The 16546-nt window shown below is 67.3% G+C and carries 14 protein-coding genes, 1 tRNA gene and 1 pseudogene; 12 read left to right on the forward strand and 4 right to left on the reverse strand.

Annotated features, from left to right (window positions below):
- The 9 genes from CV1CTNOD_RS26235 to CV1CTNOD_RS03900 form a co-directional block, all read left to right on the forward strand.
- Nucleotides 1–642 (forward strand): S49 family peptidase (locus CV1CTNOD_RS26235; RefSeq protein ID WP_242606343.1); only part of this gene is annotated, 642 nt, incomplete at its 5' end.
- 395 nt (nucleotides 643–1037) lie between these two features.
- Entirely contained in the window at nucleotides 1038–2324 is a 1287-nt protein-coding gene (gene eno / locus CV1CTNOD_RS03865) for a phosphopyruvate hydratase (RefSeq protein ID WP_131784781.1), read from the forward strand.
- A gap of 5 nt (nucleotides 2325–2329) precedes the next feature.
- Nucleotides 2330–2647, forward strand: a complete 318-nt coding sequence (locus CV1CTNOD_RS03870) for an FtsB family cell division protein (protein ID WP_347402885.1) — start codon at nucleotides 2330–2332, stop codon at nucleotides 2645–2647.
- Entirely contained in the window at nucleotides 2644–3267 is a 624-nt protein-coding gene (locus CV1CTNOD_RS03875) for a DUF501 domain-containing protein (RefSeq protein WP_131784782.1), read from the forward strand. Before CV1CTNOD_RS03870 ends, CV1CTNOD_RS03875 begins: the two co-directional genes overlap by 4 nt.
- Complete coding sequence (locus CV1CTNOD_RS03880; RefSeq protein ID WP_131784783.1) at nucleotides 3264–4274, forward strand: Ppx/GppA phosphatase family protein; 1011 nt, start codon at nucleotides 3264–3266, stop codon at nucleotides 4272–4274. The genes CV1CTNOD_RS03875 and CV1CTNOD_RS03880 overlap by 4 nt, the downstream gene beginning before the upstream one ends.
- Before the next feature lie 95 nt (nucleotides 4275–4369).
- Complete coding sequence (locus CV1CTNOD_RS03885; RefSeq protein ID WP_131784784.1) at nucleotides 4370–5428, forward strand: uracil-DNA glycosylase family protein; 1059 nt, start codon at nucleotides 4370–4372, stop codon at nucleotides 5426–5428.
- A gap of 123 nt (nucleotides 5429–5551) precedes the next feature.
- On the forward strand, nucleotides 5552–7033 hold the full coding sequence (locus CV1CTNOD_RS03890; RefSeq protein ID WP_131784785.1) for an NAD(P)/FAD-dependent oxidoreductase: 1482 nt from the start codon (nucleotides 5552–5554) through the stop codon (nucleotides 7031–7033).
- A 782-nt stretch (nucleotides 7034–7815) separates the two neighbouring features.
- Nucleotides 7816–7890, forward strand: a tRNA-Leu gene (locus tag CV1CTNOD_RS03895).
- A gap of 391 nt (nucleotides 7891–8281) precedes the next feature.
- Nucleotides 8282–9100 carry a Bax inhibitor-1/YccA family protein gene (locus CV1CTNOD_RS03900; RefSeq protein ID WP_131784786.1) on the forward strand — a complete coding sequence of 273 codons (819 nt, stop codon included), beginning with the start codon at nucleotides 8282–8284 and terminating at the stop codon, nucleotides 9098–9100.
- 121 nt (nucleotides 9101–9221) lie between these two features.
- Here CV1CTNOD_RS03900 and CV1CTNOD_RS03905 read toward each other — a convergent pair whose 3' ends face one another.
- Together CV1CTNOD_RS03905 and CV1CTNOD_RS03910 are read right to left on the reverse strand one after the other, a co-directional pair.
- Entirely contained in the window at nucleotides 9222–9632 is a 411-nt protein-coding gene (locus CV1CTNOD_RS03905; protein WP_131784787.1) for a PPOX class F420-dependent oxidoreductase, read from the reverse strand.
- A gap of 213 nt (nucleotides 9633–9845) precedes the next feature.
- Nucleotides 9846–10073 carry a DUF4287 domain-containing protein gene (locus CV1CTNOD_RS03910; RefSeq protein WP_013872262.1) on the reverse strand — a complete coding sequence of 76 codons (228 nt, stop codon included), beginning with the start codon at nucleotides 10071–10073 and terminating at the stop codon, nucleotides 9846–9848.
- A gap of 152 nt (nucleotides 10074–10225) precedes the next feature.
- Between CV1CTNOD_RS03910 and CV1CTNOD_RS25375 the strand changes: the two genes are divergently transcribed.
- Complete coding sequence (locus tag CV1CTNOD_RS25375; protein ID WP_131784788.1) at nucleotides 10226–10684, forward strand: hypothetical protein; 459 nt, start codon at nucleotides 10226–10228, stop codon at nucleotides 10682–10684.
- Nucleotides 10685–10763: 79 nt separating this feature from the next.
- On the opposite strand, the gene CV1CTNOD_RS03920 is transcribed toward CV1CTNOD_RS25375, so the two are convergent.
- Nucleotides 10764–12068: an SGNH/GDSL hydrolase family protein gene (locus CV1CTNOD_RS03920; protein ID WP_242606345.1), complete on the reverse strand. Its 1305-nt coding sequence runs from the start codon at nucleotides 12066–12068 to the stop codon at nucleotides 10764–10766.
- Nucleotides 12069–12483: 415 nt separating this feature from the next.
- On the opposite strand from CV1CTNOD_RS03920, the pseudogene CV1CTNOD_RS03930 reads away from it, so the two are divergent.
- A pseudogene (locus CV1CTNOD_RS03930) lies at nucleotides 12484–13592 on the forward strand (terpene synthase family protein); the annotation flags it as partial.
- Nucleotides 13593–13687: 95 nt separating this feature from the next.
- On the opposite strand, the gene CV1CTNOD_RS03935 reads toward CV1CTNOD_RS03930, so the two are convergent.
- Nucleotides 13688–15235: an MBOAT family O-acyltransferase gene (locus CV1CTNOD_RS03935; RefSeq protein WP_131784789.1), complete on the reverse strand. Its 1548-nt coding sequence runs from the start codon at nucleotides 15233–15235 to the stop codon at nucleotides 13688–13690.
- 339 nt (nucleotides 15236–15574) lie between these two features.
- Here CV1CTNOD_RS03935 and CV1CTNOD_RS03940 point away from each other — a divergent pair, with 339 nt between their 5' ends.
- Complete coding sequence (locus CV1CTNOD_RS03940) at nucleotides 15575–16501, forward strand: alpha/beta fold hydrolase (RefSeq protein ID WP_131784790.1); 927 nt, start codon at nucleotides 15575–15577, stop codon at nucleotides 16499–16501.
- The last annotated feature ends 45 nt before the right edge of the window (nucleotides 16502–16546 follow it).

The raw sequence follows: 16546 nt of genomic DNA on the forward strand, positions 1-16546 counted from the left end.
GACAAGGTCGGCGTGCGCTTCGGTGCGGTCGCCGAGGGGGAGAACGCGCTGATGACCTCCCCGCGGCGTGAGTTCAGCCCGTCCGAACGCAAGAAGCTGGACGAGTTCCTGGACCGGATCTACGAGGACTTCGTCACCAAGGTCGCCGTGGGCCGGAGGATGTCGCCGGAGGCTGTGCACGAGGTCGCTCGAGGACGGGTGTGGACAGGCGCCGACGCCCGTGAGCGCGGCCTCGTGGACGTCCTCGGGGGGCTTTCCCAGGCATGTGAGCTGGCCTGGGAGAAGGCCGGCCTGCCCGCGTCGGTGACCCCGCGGCTGCGTGTCCTGCCGAAGCCGGCGCTGGTGGACAGGCTGCGTCCACCGCGCTCCAGTGAGGAACCCGCGGCTGCCGGGACGGGCGGGGCGCCCCTGAGCGGCCTGTCCCTGACCGGTCCGCCTTTGACCGCTCTGCCCTTGGCCGGCGCGGTGGTTCTGGGAGCATCACTGGAGTTGATGGCGCAACGGGTCATCGGCGGGGCGTATGCCACTGTCGGTGGTGAGGCATTCGCCGCCGGCTGGGGTCCGCTGGCGGTGGCTGCGGCCCGGGCGGGCCTGCCGGTCGGCGGTCCGCTGCTGATGCCGCCGCTGGGCTGTGTCACCTGACCGGCCCAAAAACTCCCTGACCGGCCGATAAGCTCCCTGACCAGCCAGAGATCACTGATCGGGCGAAAGTGGCGCGATCATGTTCTTTCCGCGTCGCCCGCGACAGGCCCGGCGTGATCGGCCGCATTACCGATGGTACGACCTGCTTTCGGCGGCGTCGGCAGGGCAGGTCGCCTCTGGACCCCCTTGTCGTGGCGCCGACGGCGGCTTCGTCATCGCGCACGGACCGGCTTTCGTGGCCGACGTGGCGTGCCGAAGGTGCGTGTCGTGAGCGCGGTGGCGATAGTCTCGGCCGGGTCGTATTTCGTCGGCGCTGCCGATGCCCGCCCTGTCGCACCAGTAGCGTTTTAGTCGGACGTGTCCGTTCGGATGTGCCACACCGGAGGTCGAGGCCCGTGCCGTCCATCGAGGCTGTAGAAGCTCGCGAGATCCTTGACTCGCGGGGCAACCCGACCGTCGAGGTCGAAGTCGTCCTGGAAGACGGCACGCTCGGCCGCGCCGCCGTACCGAGCGGCGCGAGCACCGGAGCTTTCGAGGCCGTCGAGCTGCGGGACGGCGACGACCGCTATGGCGGCAAGGGCGTACGTAACGCGGTGGCCGCCGTGATCGACCGCATCGGCCCCGAGATCGTGGGATTCGAGGCCACTGAGCAGCGGATCCTCGACCTGGCTCTCCTGGACCTCGACGGGACGCCGGACAAGTCCGCCCTGGGTGCGAACGCGCTGCTCGGGGTCAGCCTGGCGGTCGCCAAGGCCGCGGCCAAGGCGTCCGACCTGCCGCTGTTCCGTTATCTGGGCGGGCCGGGCGCGCACCTGCTGCCGGTGCCGCTGATGAACGTTGTCAACGGTGGTGCGCACGCCGACACCAACGTCGACATCCAGGAGTTCATGATCGCTCCGATCGGGGCGGCGACGTTTGCCGAGGCGCTGCGCTGGGGCACGGAGACCTACCATGCGCTCAAGAGCGTGCTGAAGGCACAGGGGCTGGCCACCGCTGTCGGTGACGAGGGTGGTTTCGCCCCGAACCTGCCCGCTAACCGCGCCGCGCTCGACCTGCTTGTGGAGGCCATCGGTAAGGCGGGGTTCCGGCCCGGGGAGGACATCGCCTTGGCCCTCGACGTGGCCTCGACGGAGTTCTTCGACGACGGTGCCTACCGGTTCGAAGGTGCCCGCCGCAGCGCGCAGGAGCTCAGCGACTACTACGCCGAGCTGGTGTCGGCCTACCCGATCGTCTCGATCGAGGACCCGCTTGCGGAGGACGACTGGGCCGGCTGGGTGCAGCTCACCGCCCGTCTCGGTGGGTCGGTGCAGCTTGTCGGTGACGACCTGTTCGTCACCAACCCGCAGCGACTTGCCCGCGGCATCGCCGAGAAGGCCGGTAACGCTCTGCTGGTCAAGGTCAACCAGATCGGCACGCTCACCGAGACCCTGGACGCGGTGTCACTCGCGCACCGCAACGGTTACCGGTCCATGATCTCCCACCGGTCCGGCGAGACCGAGGACACCACCATCGCCGACCTCGCGGTCGCCCTCGATGCCGGGCAGATCAAGACCGGTGCTCCGGCCCGCAGCGAGCGGGTCGCCAAGTACAACCAGCTGCTGCGTATCGAGGAGGGACTCGACGACGCCGCTCGATACGCCGGGGCGGGGGCCTTTCCTCGCTTTTTGCCGACAGCCGGGTGACACCGGTGCCGCGCCGCACCACGTTCACCACCCGGATGACCCTGTTGCTGGTGGTGATCTGTGTGCTCGTGCTGACTCTGGCCTATCCGTTGCGGCTCTACCTGCGGCAGCAGAGCCAGATCGATGAGCTCGCGGCGCACAACGCCGAACAGCGCAAACGGGTGGAGGCCCTGAAGACCAAGGTGGCCGGCTACGACGATCCGGCGTGGGCCCAGGACGAGGCCCGGGTCCGGCTGCATTACACCCGGCCCGGGGAGAAGGTCTACCTGGTACCGGCGGCGTCGGCCACGTCGGCCCCGACCCCCCCGGCCACCGCGCGATGACCGGCTGTCGGGGCGGTAGTACACCCGGCGAGGCTGCCGTCGGCCCGGAAGCCGCCATCGGCCCGGAAGTCATTGTCAGCCCGGATGCCGCCGAGGTTGTCGGAACTGCCGAGGTCGTCGAGGTTGTCGCGCGTCAGCTCGGCCGGCAGCCGCGGGCGATGCACCGAGTCGCGCATTGGTGCTCCTGCGGCCTGCCGGATGTGGTCGAGACCTGGCCCAGGCTGGCCGACGGGACGCCGTTCCCCACGTTGTACTACCTGACCTGCCCGCGGGCGGCGTCGGCGATCGGGCGGCTGGAGGCGTCCGGCCTGATGCGGGAGATGACCGAGCGGCTTGCCGCCGACCATGACGGCTCTCTTGCCTGCCGTTACCAGGCGGCGCATCGCGACTACCTGGCCCGCCGGGACGCCCTTGCCGAGCTGCCCGGCGCGCCGAGCGCGGGCGGGATGCCCACCAGGGTGAAGTGCCTGCACGTGTTGGTCGCCCACAGTCTGGCAGCTGGCCCGGGGGTGAACCCGTTCGGTGACGAGGCCCTGGCCCTGCTACTGGACTGGGGTGCCCGCGGGCCGTGCGTGACCGCTGATCCGTGTGGATCCGGACGGGAGGGTGGATCGTCGTGACCCGGGTGGCTGCCATCGACTGCGGCACCAACTCGATCCGGCTGCTCGTCGCCGAGGCGGCGAGCGAGGCCGACGCCGGGTACGCACCAAGTGATCATGCCGGTCATGCCGGAGGTACGGGCCGTGCGGGAGGCAGGCGGGCGGCCACCGGTGTCCCCCGACTGCGGGATCTGGCCCGCCGCATGGAGATCGTCCGGCTGGGAGCCGGGGTGGACCGTACCGGCGAGCTGTCACCCGAGGCGCTGGATCGGACGTTCACGGCGTTGCGCGACTACGCCGGGGAGATCGACCGGCTCGGCGCGTCCAGAGTGCGGATGGTGGCCACCAGCGCGACCCGGGATGCCCGCAACCGGGACGTCCTGGTGCACGGGGTCCGCGCGATCCTCGGCGTTGAGCCGGAAGTGATCACCGGCGACGAGGAGGCCGCGCTGTCCTACGCCGGTGCCACGGGGGAGCTGCGAGGCCACCCCGAGCCGTTCGTCGTGGCCGACATCGGGGGCGGGTCGACCGAGCTGGTTCTCGGGGACGCCGTGAAGGTGTACGCGGCCAGGTCGGTGAACGTCGGCTGTGTGCGGCTGGCCGAACGGCATCTGCACGACGACCCACCCACGGCCGGGCAGCTGGCGGGGGTGGTCGCCGATGCCCATGCCGCGTTCGACCTGGCCGAACAGACCGTGTCGATCCGCTCGGCCGCAACCCTCGTCGGGGTGGCCGGGACGGTGACGACGGTGGCAGCCCTTGCCGCGGACCTGCCCGGTTATGACCCCGACCGGATTCACCTGTCCGTGACATCGGCATCGGACGTCGCCGCGGTGGCCGACCGGTTGGCGGCGATGTCGCATGCGCAACGGGCAGCCCTCCCGGTGATGCATCCCGGTCGGGTTGACGTGATCGTCGCAGGGGCTCTGGTGCTGCGGACGCTGGTCGAGCGTGTCGGCGCGGCTACCGTGATCGCCAGCGAGCACGACATCCTCGATGGTATCGCTCTGTCACTGCTCGGCTCGTAGGTTTCCCGGGTCCTCCGAGCACGCGAAAACCATGATCGCACGCTCGTTGGCCAGCTACTCGTCGGCCGGCTGGGCAGGTCTAGTCTTGTGGCTCGATGGACGAGCTCTGCAACGGCGTACGCGACCTCGACGCTTTTGACGGCGCCGACGGTGTCGATGGCGCCGACGGTGTCGATGGCGCCGGCGGTACCGGCGGGGCCGACGCCCTTGGCGGTGTCGGCGGTACCGCCGGTGCCGGTGATGTCGATGACCGGCGTCCGGTTGCGCCGGGTTCGGGCTGGCCGGGGGATCCTGCCTCGGTGGTGACCCCGGTGGCCGTCACGTCAGGTGATGTTGAGCGGCTCGCCACTTCCGCGACCGACACGTTCGAGCTTGACGCCAGGATGTCGGTGTGCCGGGCCTGTCCGCGTCTGGTCGGCTGGCGGGAGGATGTCGCCCGGCTGCGGCGGGCCGCTTTTGCGCGTGAGCGCTACTGGGGTCGACCGGTTCCGTCGTTCGGCCCCGCTGACGCCCGGGTACTCGTTGTCGGTCTGGCGCCGGCGGCTCATGGCGGCAACCGCACCGGGCGAATCTTCACCGGAGACCGAAGCGGCGACTGGCTGTTCGCGTCCCTGCACAGGGTCGGGCTCGCACAGTTACCGACCTCGGTGTCGGCTGGTGACGGCCAGCGTCTGATCTCCACCCGCATCGTGGCCGTGGTTCGGTGTGCTCCGCCGGTGAACAAGCCAACCACACAGGAACGGGACACCTGCCGGGGATGGCTGGTCCGTGACCTTGAGCTGTTGCGGCCGACTCTGCGTGCGGTCGTTGTGCTCGGCGGGTTTGCCTGGACGGCCCTGTGGCCGGCGCTGGAGCGGGCCGGTTATCGGGTGCCGTCGCCGCGACCGGCATTCGGACATGGCCGCCGTGTTGTCCTTGCGGATGTTCCCGCGCACTCTCCGGCAGAGCTGCAGCGGTATGGGACGGGTTCAGAGCAGCGAGTTGCCGCTGAACCCGCCGCTGAACCCGCCACTGAACATCGTGCGGGGTTGGTTGTCTTCGGCTGCTACCATCCCAGTCAGCAGAACACGTTCACGGGACGGGTCACCGCCGAGATGATCGACTCTGTGCTTGACAACGCGGCGGGCGTAAGTGGTGCGGTTGGTGATAAATAGCTGAACCGTGGTCGACGTACGCGCTATCGGGTTGATCTCCGCGTGTTGCACGTCACGTGAGTCCGTCGCTCACCGGCGGCGTATCCGCGGGCATAGTCGCGTGGTGGCGAGTACCTTTTTTGTATGAGCTTTGGACAACCTCCGCACATCCTTGTTGTGGGTGGCGGTTACGTCGGTATGTACACGGCTTTGCGTCTTCAGCGTCGCCTTCGCCAGGGCGAGGCGACCGTGACGGTGGTCGAGCCCAACTCGTACATGACATATCAGCCGTTTCTTCCCGAAGCGGCGGCAGGAAACCTCGAGCCACGTCACGTCGTCGTACCGCTACGTAGGGTGCTGAATGGTTGCAGGGTGGTCAGCGGCAGCGTGACCGGGATCAACCATGCCCAGCGAGTCGCCCATATTGCACCGAATCAGGGCGCGCCGCATGAACTCCGCTATGACGTTCTGGTCGGCTGTCCCGGATCGGTCGCCCGGACGCTGCCCATCCCGGGTCTTGCGGAGCTGGGTATCGGTTTCAAGAGCGTGGCCGAGGCGATCCACATCCGAAATAAGGTCATTGAGCGAATGGATGCCGCGGCGTCCAGCACCGATCCACAGTTGCGGCGCCGTGCGCTGACGTTTGTATTCATCGGTGGCGGATTTGCGGGTATCGAAGCGATCGCCGAGCTTGAGGATATGGCCCGGGACGCGTGCAAGTTCTATCCCGAGTTGTCGCCGTCGGACATGCGCTGGGTGATGGTCGAGGCGAGTGGGCGGGTGCTGCCCGAGGTTTCGCCGGCGATGGGTCTGTACACGCTGAAGCAGCTCGAGCACCGCGGTATCGAGATGAAAATCAATACCCGGGTGAAAAGCCTTGTTGACGGTCATGTCGTGCTCGACAGCGGTGAGGAGTTCGACGCCGAGACCATTATCTGGACCGCCGGGGTCAAGGCCCACCCGCTGCTCGCCAACACCGATCTCCCGCTCGACGACCGGGGCCGGATCAAGGCGACGGCGTTCCTCCAGGTCGACGGCGTCGAGCAGGCGTGGACAGCGGGTGACTGCGCTGCAGTGCCCGACCTTACCAAGGGTGAGGGTTCGACCACTGGACCCTCTGCGCAGCACGCCGTTCGCCAGGCCAAGGTGCTGGCGGACAACATTCTCGCCGATCTCCGCGGTGAGCCGATCGCGCCGTACGAACACAAGTACGCCGGAAGCGTGGCCTCCCTCGGGCTGCACAAGGGTGTGGCCGATGTGTACGGGATGAAGTTGCGTGGCTGGCCCGCGTGGTTGATGCACCGTACGTACCACCTCAGCCGGGTGCCGACCTTCAACCGCAAGGCGCGAGTGCTCGCCGACTGGACGCTGTCGCTGTTCTTCCGACGGGAGATCGTCTCGCTGGGAGCCTTCGCCGACCCCAGGGCGAGCTTCCGTGAGGCTGCAAGCCCGCCGGCCACTCCGACGTCGGCGGCGCAGGTGTCGGCTGCTCCGGAGCCTGTGCTTTCCGGGAAGCCGGCAGGGCGGGTGGAGACGAACGGTTCCTCCGGGCCCACCCGCAAGTCGCCTGCGCCCGCCAGGACCGTGGGGCCGGCCAAGGCCTCCGGGGGAACATCGGTGGCGTGACTGAGAGCGACCGAGGGTAAGATCGTCCGGTTCGCGACTCCCGGACGCACCTCGCTTCATCTTTTCCGTGCGCCACCACTCGCACCGCCACCACCCGCACCGTCGCTTCGCGACGGCACGGATCCCCAGTCGCGACGGCGCGGGTTCCCGGTGGCGGTGGCGCGGGTTCCCAGTGGCGACGTATGGGTATTCCGGCTCACCCGGCCGGCGCCCACATACCTCCGGCGCCTGTCTGCTGCCACCTCGTGATCCGCTCATCCGGACACCGCCGACTGATCGAATGCTCTGTCTTCAGGTGTTTTACCCGGAGACAAACCATACAGATCAATTTGTAACGATTTAATACCAGATGCCCGCTGTAGGTCACTACAGCGGGCATTTCCATGAGCGGGTGCCCTGCGCGGTTGGAGCTCCCAGCGGCCACCGTCCATCGGAGAAACGGTGCTGTGGCGACCGTGGATACTGCATGGCCCGGATACCGGCCACGGGGCGTCGTCGGTATCCGATGACCGTCCGTTCGAGTGTCCGACCGATCCCTGGGTGGCTGACCGGCCGCCGCCTGCCTGAGAGCGGCGCGTGCGCGAGGTGAGGTCCCCAGACGCCCCGACTGTATTGCCATCTGGTCATACCGTGATCAATCGCCTACCTTAAGTAGGCGAGTCGGGTGTGAGTGTCACAACGAGTTGCGGATCGGGATGGTACGGTCACTTCTCACACTTTCTTCATGTTGTCTCTTTCACAAATCCTACGTAGCGTGGTAGAAACATCTCCGATGTAGCCGAGCCGGTGTATCCCAACAGGCAGAGGAGGCTGTCCTAAAAACAGCTCGAGTGTCGGTTCGACTCCGACCACCGGCACATTCAGGTGCGTTCTGGGGTCGCCGGCCGGATCATTCCGGCCGGCAGTTCACCATGCCATCAGACTATTCGCCTGAATGCCTCACCGTTATTGACGGGTGACCCTTTCTCGTGCTGGTTGCCGTCCCGACACCGGCAGTGCCGTCCACGAGTTCTGCGATCATGTCGGCGGTAGCTCTGGACGATCTTGTGGGTGCTCCGGTGCCATCGGGTGACCGTTTGCAGGACTCCGGGCACAGCCTCCGTGCGGGGCGTTCTACTCTGTATTCCGGACGGGTTCGCTGATCGTGTTCGCTGATCGGATTGGTGTGCGGCGCGATCGACCGGGCTCGACAGCAGCTGCGATCTGTACGCCCGGCTGGATGCGGGTGGCGGAAGGAGTCATGTCCTGATGGCCGAGATGCGCTCGTCGAATCCGGTGTTCAGCCGGCGTGGATTCACCGGCTGGTCGGCGCCGCCTTCGGGGTACGGCCCCGGAGGCTATGCGCCGCCGGGCGCGGGAGCCCCGCCCACCCCGACACCGGAACATCTCGCCGGGCTGTACAGGGCGCCCAGCGGGTTGACCATTGACGACGTCGTCGTCCACACCCTGGGCCTGTTCGCGGTGATGGCCGTTACCGGGGCGGCCGGCTGGGTGATCGCGCCGACCGCCCCCGCGGTCGGGTTCGCGGCGATGCTCGCCGCGTTCGCGCTGTGCCTGGTGATCTCCTTCGGCCGGCGGTTGCGTCCCGCGCTGATCGTCGTCTTCGCCGCGCTCGAGGGTCTGTTCGTGGGCGCGGTTTCCCGGTTCTACGAAGACGCCTTCCACGGGATCGTGCTCCAGGCATTGCTCGGGACCGCTCTGGTCTTCGTGGCCATGCTCGTGGCCTACCGCAGCGGTCGGCTCCGCGCGACCGGTCGGATGGTCCGGATCGTCTACGGATCGCTGCTCGGTGTGATCATGCTCGGCCTGGCCGACCTGGTGATCAGGGCGGTGTCGGGCAGCCATCTGCCGATCATCAATGACGCCTCCCCCCTCGGCATCCTGTTCAGCGTCGCCGTGCTCGTGGTCGCGAGCCTGCAGTTCATCCTTGACTTCGACTACATCGAGCGGGCGATCGCCGCTGGCGCTCCCCGGGAGGAGGCGTGGCGGGCCGGGTTCGGACTGCTCGTCGGCTTCGTCTGGACGTACCTGGAGATGCTCAGGCTGCTGTCGAAGCTTCGGGGCTGACTCCTCGGGTATGCGGCTTGAAGGGCTTGAGGTAGCCCGTAGAGGTTTCGCGGCAGGCCGCGGCGATGGGGCCCGGTGGCGTTCCACCGGGCCACCGCCACCTGTGGTGACGATCGGCTGGTCATCCGGAGCGGTCGGGACCGGCGTGCTCGATCTCGATGCTGATCACGCAGCGCTGGTCGCGGACCATGGCGGCGCGATAGTCCTCCCAGTCCGGGTGTTCACCCGACAGCGTGCGGTAGTAGTCGACGAGGGCCTCCATGGCTTCCGGCAGCGAGATGATCCGCGCGCGGCCGTTCACCTGAACCCACGGCCCGAAGAAGCTGTCGGGAAAGACGCACAAACTGGCCCGCGGGTCGCGGTACAGGTTGCGAACCTTGTACGCGGTTTCCCTGCTGCTGATGACGAGTCTGCCGCCGGTGTCGACGCCGACGGTGACCGGTGACATCTGCGGGGTACCGTCCTGCCGGAACGTCGCAAGGACGGCCTGGTGGTTGTCCCGGACGTAGGCCCGAGCCGCTTCGATGTCCATTGGCTGATTCTCGCCCAACCGGCCCGGTGGTACCGCGCCGGATAGCACGACTGCCGCTCGTCCAGAGCGCCAAAGGCAGTGCGATCATGTTTTTCGCGCTGTCGGAGGCCCTTGTCCCCGGGTTGCGCCGAGGGGGAGGACGACCGGGATCGGGTCCGTGGGTCACGGCAATGGGGACCGGTGTCGGGCCGGTTGGGCGAGGGGGTTGTTGTGTCAGGTCCGGATGGCGCGCCTGCGCAGATCCGCTTCGTGGACCACAGCCGCCGCATAGCAGTGGGGAAGCCCGTGCTCATCCCGTAGCCAGTTGACGCGTTCGGAGAAGCGAAGGAGACCAGGTCCTCGGTCCAGGCATCCCAGCCAGTGGCCGACGTCGTGTCCGGTGATTCTAGGAATTCGTTCGATAAGGCTGTGGTGGGTCTCTTCGGAGCGTTGTTGCGACATTGGCGCCTCCAGTACGCACTGGTCAACCAGTCATGGAAGGAGCGTGCACCACCAGTCGGACAACGGCAAGACCCGCCACGGCTGTCATGGGGTAGCCTTTATGGATGGCCGAAGCGGGTCCCCTGACGATTCGGGATCTGATCAATTCGGACGTGACTGTTCGGGATGCGCCCATTGTGGAGTTGGTCGGTGAGGTACGACGGCTGCACGACCGGATCCACAGGTGGTCACCGGCTTCCTGGTGGGAGCCCTGTACCACCTCCACCTCCGGGTCCGACGCCAGCTCGTCCGGATCCGGGTCCGCCGTCGGCACTCGCGCCGATCGGGTACGTGCTCTTGCCGTCGAACTCGCTGACCTGGGGCGCGAGGCGGGATCCGGGGCCCCCGCGGGGGCCGGTCCACCGCACCTGGCCGACCACGCTCTCGCGGATCAGATCGTCGTGTTGGCGACGGACATCATCGAAGCGCTGGTCGCGGACGCTGCCGGTGATACCACCGTGAGTGGTTCGCCTCGTCGAAATGATCTTTCTGAGCGGGTTCGGGCGGCCATGTACACGGCTCGCATGGATCTGGAGACTCCCCGGCCGCGACACGGTGGGGGAGGTTCTTGAGGGCGACCGGCACCGGCGACCGGGCGTCCCGGACGGGATATCTCACGGATCCGCGGAAGTGCGCCGAAAGGTGGGTTTTTCAGGAAGGTATGTGCCAATCGGTGTTGATGGCCTTTATGAGGATGTTGGCGGCGATTCGGGCCCCGTCGAGTGTCAGGTGGACACCGTCCCTGGTGCGGGCCAGCACGGTCCGCCCGTGGTCGTCGGTGAGGTAACTGCTGTATTCTCCGTTTTTCGACAGCCGATCATCGATATTCACGAAACGAGCGCCCGGAACCTCCCGGACGGCATCCGTAGTTATCGCGCGGAGCTGGCGGAAATAGCCGTTGAGGGTGGGTTCGCGAGTTGGTGGCAGGCTTGTCCAGTACACTCGCCGTCTGCCGCCGTCGGACCAGATCCGCAGGATGGCGACGGCCCGCCGCCGGTACTCCGCACACCATTCGGGTGATCCGGTCCGCAGTACACTGCCATCCGGCATCGTGATTGCCTGCCCGTCGTTGCCGCCGAGGGCGACCACGATCGCCTCCGGATCGCGGTTTGCGATCTGTTCGCGAGCGTGCCCGGCCCAGTCGAAGAAGTCCGGACGCACCAGGCCGGTGCCGGACCGGGTGTCGGTATCGGCGTGGATCGTCCCCGCGGACGCACTGGCGAGCATCGGCCCCAGCCCGTCGGAAAGGGAGTCCCCGGTCACCAGGAGGCGAAGTGGTTCGGCGGCGCTGGGAACGCGCAGTCGAGGTGTTGTCGTGCCGGAGCCGTCTGTTCCGCCCGGCAGCGGGATCCCCGCGCCGGTACCGGCGCGGGGAGGCAGGGCCGTCCGATCATCGGCCGACAGTTGGGGCGAACCGCCTGCGCCCACCTCGTGCCCGAACGCCGCTGCCAGCGTCCGGGTGACCCCGTCGAGGCCGGTAACGCTGGTGATCCGGTCGAGTGGACGCCCCACGGCGAGCACAAGGCTGCGTGTTGCCCCGGCTGGCATGCCCTCCCCGGCGTGCACCATTCGTGAGGCATCGAACACGATGAGCATACCGAGACCGGTGGCGACGAGCCTCGTGGCGCGTCTGGCGTGCACAGCGCTTCCTGGACCGCAACCCGGGGCGTGGTAGTGCTGTCGCCGGCTGCGTCTCCCGCGGGCGGACTGGGGTTCGACCATGGTCGACTGCGTCGTCCCGGTCGTCCCGGTCGTCCCGGTCGTCCCGGTCGTCCCGGTCGTCCCGGTCGTCCCGGTCGTCCCGGTCGTCCCGGTCGTCCCGGTCGTCCCGGTCGTCCCGGTCGCTTGGGCTGCCCTGGTTCTCTCGGTTGCCCCGGTCGGTGGGGCGTCGGTGTCCCTGGGGACCCGATGCTCGGGAGGCCTCCCCGCCGCATGGACCCGTTCTCGCTCGTTCATCATGTCCCCGAAAAGGTGGTTCCACTCTCGGCCCTCAAGTGGTCGGATACCTTCAGCTGTTTCTGGTCCGATTGCGATTACTCTAAGTATCGGATGTGATCGATCCGGGCGTACGCGGGGATGGTGCGGCTGGTGCCGTCCGCCTGGGACGGCGTGGACTCCTTGTGCACAAACCTGGCCTGTCCGTGCCCGTCCCGGTAGTATCCGGACATCGTCAGTTGGCCGAAGAATGCGTGATCACCGCTGTTTTCACGTACCCGGAGAGCGCAAGGATTCTAGGTACCTCGTACCCCGAGTGCATTGTGCCAGTCAGCCTGAAGGGCCACAGGCAGTGCGATCATTCTTTTCTTGCGCTGCCGGAGGTCCGGGTCCTCAAGCCACCAGGAGAGTAGGCGCGGTCATGCAGGCTTTCACTCTGCCGGACTTCTACATGCCGTATCCAGCCAGGATCAATCCTCATCTGGAGCGTTCCCGCGAACACAGCGCGGCCTGGGCCCGGCAGATGGGCATGCTTGAGGTGTCCAAGCCCGGTGGCGGTGTCGTCTGGGACGACGCGGCGTTGGCTAGGATGGATTACGCGCTGATGTGCGCCTACACCCATTCGGCACCCATCCGGACTGCGACGGCCCCACCCTGGATCTGATCACCGACTGGTACGTCTGGGTGTTCTTCTTCGACGACCATTTCCTCGAGCACTTCAAATACTCCCGTGACCTTTCCGGGGCGAAGGCGTACCTCGACCGCCTCGAACTGTTCATGACCGCGGAGGGCGAGACGTCGCCGGAACCGACGAACCCGGCCGAGGCGGGGTTGAAGGACCTGTGGCGGCGCACCGCGGGGCCGATGGCGCTGCCTGCGCGCAGGCAGTTCCGCAAGGCGGTGGAGGACATGACCTCCAGCTGGTTGTGGGAGCTGGACAACCAGGCCCAGCACCGTATCCCCGACCCGGTCGACTACATCGAGATGCGCCGTAAGACCTTCGGGTCGGATATGACGATGAGCCTGGCCCGACTCGCACACGCGGACGTGGTACCCCCGGAGATCTACCAGAACCGGACCCTGCGCGAGCTGGACGCCGCGGCGCAGGACTACGCAGCGTTCACCAACGACCTGTTCTCCTACCAGAAGGAGATCGAGTTCGAGGGTGAGACCCACAACCTCGTCCTGGTCGTGGAGAACTTCCTCAACGTGGATCGCCTGCAGGCCCGGGACATCGTGGCCGACCTGATGACGGCCCGGATGCGGCAGTTCGAGCACATCATCGCCAACGACCTGCCGGCGCTGTTCGACGAGTTCGACCTGGACGAGCCGGTCCGCGACATTCTCACCCGCCACGCTGACGACCTCAAGGAGTGGATGTCGGGAATCCTGGAATGGCACCGCAGGTGTGTGCGGTACACCGAGTCCGAACTCCGGCGCAGCCGGACCCCGGATGCGCCGGCGGACTTCTCGTTCCTGCCCACGGGGCTGGGTACCTCGGCGGTTCGGGTCACGGCGTTGGTGGGCAGCGGCGGGCTCCGTTGATCCGTTGATTGGCTGATTCGTCGGTCGCGTCGTCGTGGCCACCTGAGCGGGGTCAGAGCCGTCGGTCTTGGCCCCGCCTTCCACGTGATTGTTGTTCAGAACCGGAAGTACACGAAAGGTGCGACGTCCTGCCGGCCGACAATGGTGTGGGCCAGCAGGACGAACGCAACGATGCCGACGACCTGGCCGAACATGCTGAGCCGCGAGAAAAGGTCCTGGGCGTGCAGCCACCAGTTCTTCGGCACCATCTGGGTGGCGAGCCCGGCGGCGATGGCGAGCAGAACCGTCCGCGTGACCATGGGCGCGGGTCCGGGCGCGGTGAACAACCGGACGAATATGTTCATGGCCGTCCCGAGATCGGGCGAGCGGAAAAGGACCCAGGTCGCGCAGACGAAATGGAAGACGGCCACCCGCCCCAGCCACGCCCGCCCATGGGAGCGTAGGCGTGCCACCGTGAATGCTCCTCCGGGGGCTGTGGCCACGGCCGTGGCCGTCATGGCTGCGGGAGTCACGGCGGTGAGGCCGGCCACCGTGGTTTCGGGGGTGGCCGCCATGGTGACAGCGTCCGGAACGAGGGGCGGCGTGCCGTGTAGGTGTGGTCGGCGTCCGACCCACCAGCGTTCGGTCGACAGCGCCGCACCGTGCACGGCGCCCCAGATGACGAACGTCCAGGCGGCACCGTGCCAGAGCCCGCCGAGGGTCATTGTGGCCAGGAGATTGGCGTAGGTGCGGCGAGGGCCGGCGCGGCTGCCGCCGAGAGGGATGTACACGTAGTCGCGCAACCAGCGGGACAGGGTCATGTGCCAGCGTCGCCAGAATTCCTGCAGGCTGGCCGCGGTGAACGGGCGGTCGAAGTTGTCCGGGAAGTGGAAGCCCAGCAGAAGGGCGATCCCGACGGCCATATCAGAATAGGCCGAGAAGTCGCAGTAGATCTGGACGGCGTAGCCGTAGACGGCTACCAGTACTTCCGGTGACGAGTGTTGGCTCGGCGTGTTGAGGACCGGGTCGACGAGCTGGCTGGCAAGAAGGTCGGCGAGCGCGACCTTCTTGAACAGCCCGCCCGCGATGAGGAAGACCGCCCGGGTGACCTGCACCTGGTTGGGGTTGCGGGGGGCGGCGAGCTGGGGCATGAACTCGCCGGCCCGGACGATGGGTCCGGCGACCAGGTGCGGGAAGAACGCCAGGTACACCGCGAAGTCGATCGTTTTCGTGGGACGGATGTGTCCACGCCGGACGTCGACGAGGTACGACATCGCCTGGAAGGTGAAGAAGGAGATGCCCACCGGCAGCGCGACCTGGAGTAGCGGGAAGGGGGCAGGCAGCCCTATGCGCTCCAGCGTCCGGTCGACGGAGAGGGCGAAAAAGCCGTAGTACTTGAACCAGCCGAGCAGCCCGAGATCACATACGATTCCGACGGCGAGGATGCGCCGGTGGGGCCATCGCCCGAGCGCGCCGGCCGTCGCCTGGTTGACGACTGTCGAGGCGAGCAGAAGAAGGGCGAAGCGTTCGTCCGCGTATCCGTAGAAGAAGTATGAGCAGCACAGGATGAACGGCTTCCACAGGCGTGGACGGGGCATCAGACGCCAGGAGGCCGCCATGACCACGACGAAGAACGCCGCGAACTCGATTGTCGGGAAGATCACCTGTACCCGTCCTCACGGTTGCCCTGGGCACCGATTTTCTGACTCAATGTAGCCGAATGGGTGCGGTGTGTTCTAGATCTCGGACGCTGGACGTGACAGGTGTCAGCAGATATCGGCGGATGCGAAAGGTTTGCGCAACGCAGCTGACGAAACCGTGGGCCACCGTGCCCGGCGGCCGGGCCACCGTGCCCGGCAACGGCGGTGTCGTGGGTGCGCCTGATGGCATCGGCGCTCCCGCTCGAGCTCCGATGCGTGCTCGCTGTCACCCGAATAGGTGACCTATGAGCAAACTTCGCGGGATTGCGAGCGTCAGCGGCGAACGCTCGCTACCTTCCGTCTATGGGCACGGTTCAGGCCAACGGCATCGAAATCGCGTACGAGCTGCACGGTGACTCCGGCGGCTTGCCACTCGTCCTGGTCGGCGAGCTGGGCCAGCAGCTCGTCGGCTGGCATCCCGATCTTATCCGGGCTATGGTGCGTCGCGGCTTTCAGGTTGTCGTGTACGACAACCGGGATGTCGGTCTTTCCACCCATTTCGACCATCTTGGGCAGCCGGATCTCGTGGCCGCGATGTCCGGGGATACCAATGCCACCCCGTACACGCTCGCCGATATGGCAGCCGACGCCATCGGCCTGATGGACGCCATCGGCTGGCAGTCTGCGCACGTTTTCGGGATCTCCATGGGCGGCATGATCGCCCAGACCGCCGCACTGCGCTTCCCAGACCGGGTACGCAGCCTCACCTCGGTCTCGGTCACCACCGGCAACCACGGGGTGGGTCAGGCCGCCTGGGACGCTGCCGCCGTTGTGCTCCGCCCGGTGGCGGCGAGCCGAGAGGCGCATGTGGACGGAGCCGAGCAGACCTACAACATCATCGGCTCGGCCGAGTTCCCGCACGACCGCGGGTGGATACGGGAGCGGGCCGGGCTGGCCTGGGACCGCAGGTACGACCCGCACGGAACCGCGCGGCAGCTGATCGCGATCCTGGTCGCGGAGGACCGGACACCCGATCTCGCCCGACTGGAGATCCCCACCTTGGTCGTGCACGGCACGAACGATCTGCTGGTTCCGGTGGCCGGCGGGCGCCTGACCGCTGCCGCCATCCCGTCCGCGGAGCTGTTGGAGATCGATGGCATGAGTCACGACATCCCACGCCAGGTCTGGGACCGTCTGCTGGACAAGCTCGACGACGTGGCCCACCGGGGCGAAGCGGCCACCACGGCGCGTCAGGCGACCATCCCCGTCGCCGTCACCGGTCGTTCGTAGTCCTCGCAGCCGGGCAACGCCCCGGCTCGCCGGTTGGCGTCCAAC

Origin of the sequence: Protofrankia symbiont of Coriaria ruscifolia (assembly GCF_900634745.1) — a bacterium.
Lineage (GTDB): Bacteria > Actinomycetota > Actinomycetes > Frankiales > Frankiaceae > Protofrankia > Protofrankia californiensis.

Coding starts and splice junctions, on each gene's coding strand:
- CV1CTNOD_RS03890 (WP_131784785.1), top strand. CDS start 5,552: ATGAGCTTTGGACAACCTCCGCACATCCTTGTTGTGGGTGGCGGTTAC.
- CV1CTNOD_RS03900 (WP_131784786.1), top strand. CDS start 8,282: ATGGCCGAGATGCGCTCGTCGAATCCGGTGTTCAGCCGGCGTGGATTC.
- CV1CTNOD_RS03875 (WP_131784782.1), top strand. CDS start 2,644: ATGACCGGCTGTCGGGGCGGTAGTACACCCGGCGAGGCTGCCGTCGGC.
- CV1CTNOD_RS03920 (WP_242606345.1), bottom strand. CDS start 12,068: ATGAACGAGCGAGAACGGGTCCATGCGGCGGGGAGGCCTCCCGAGCAT.
- CV1CTNOD_RS03905 (WP_131784787.1), bottom strand. CDS start 9,632: ATGGACATCGAAGCGGCTCGGGCCTACGTCCGGGACAACCACCAGGCC.
- CV1CTNOD_RS03940 (WP_131784790.1), top strand. CDS start 15,575: ATGGGCACGGTTCAGGCCAACGGCATCGAAATCGCGTACGAGCTGCAC.
- CV1CTNOD_RS03910 (WP_013872262.1), bottom strand. CDS start 10,073: ATGTCGCAACAACGCTCCGAAGAGACCCACCACAGCCTTATCGAACGA.
- CV1CTNOD_RS03885 (WP_131784784.1), top strand. CDS start 4,370: ATGGACGAGCTCTGCAACGGCGTACGCGACCTCGACGCTTTTGACGGC.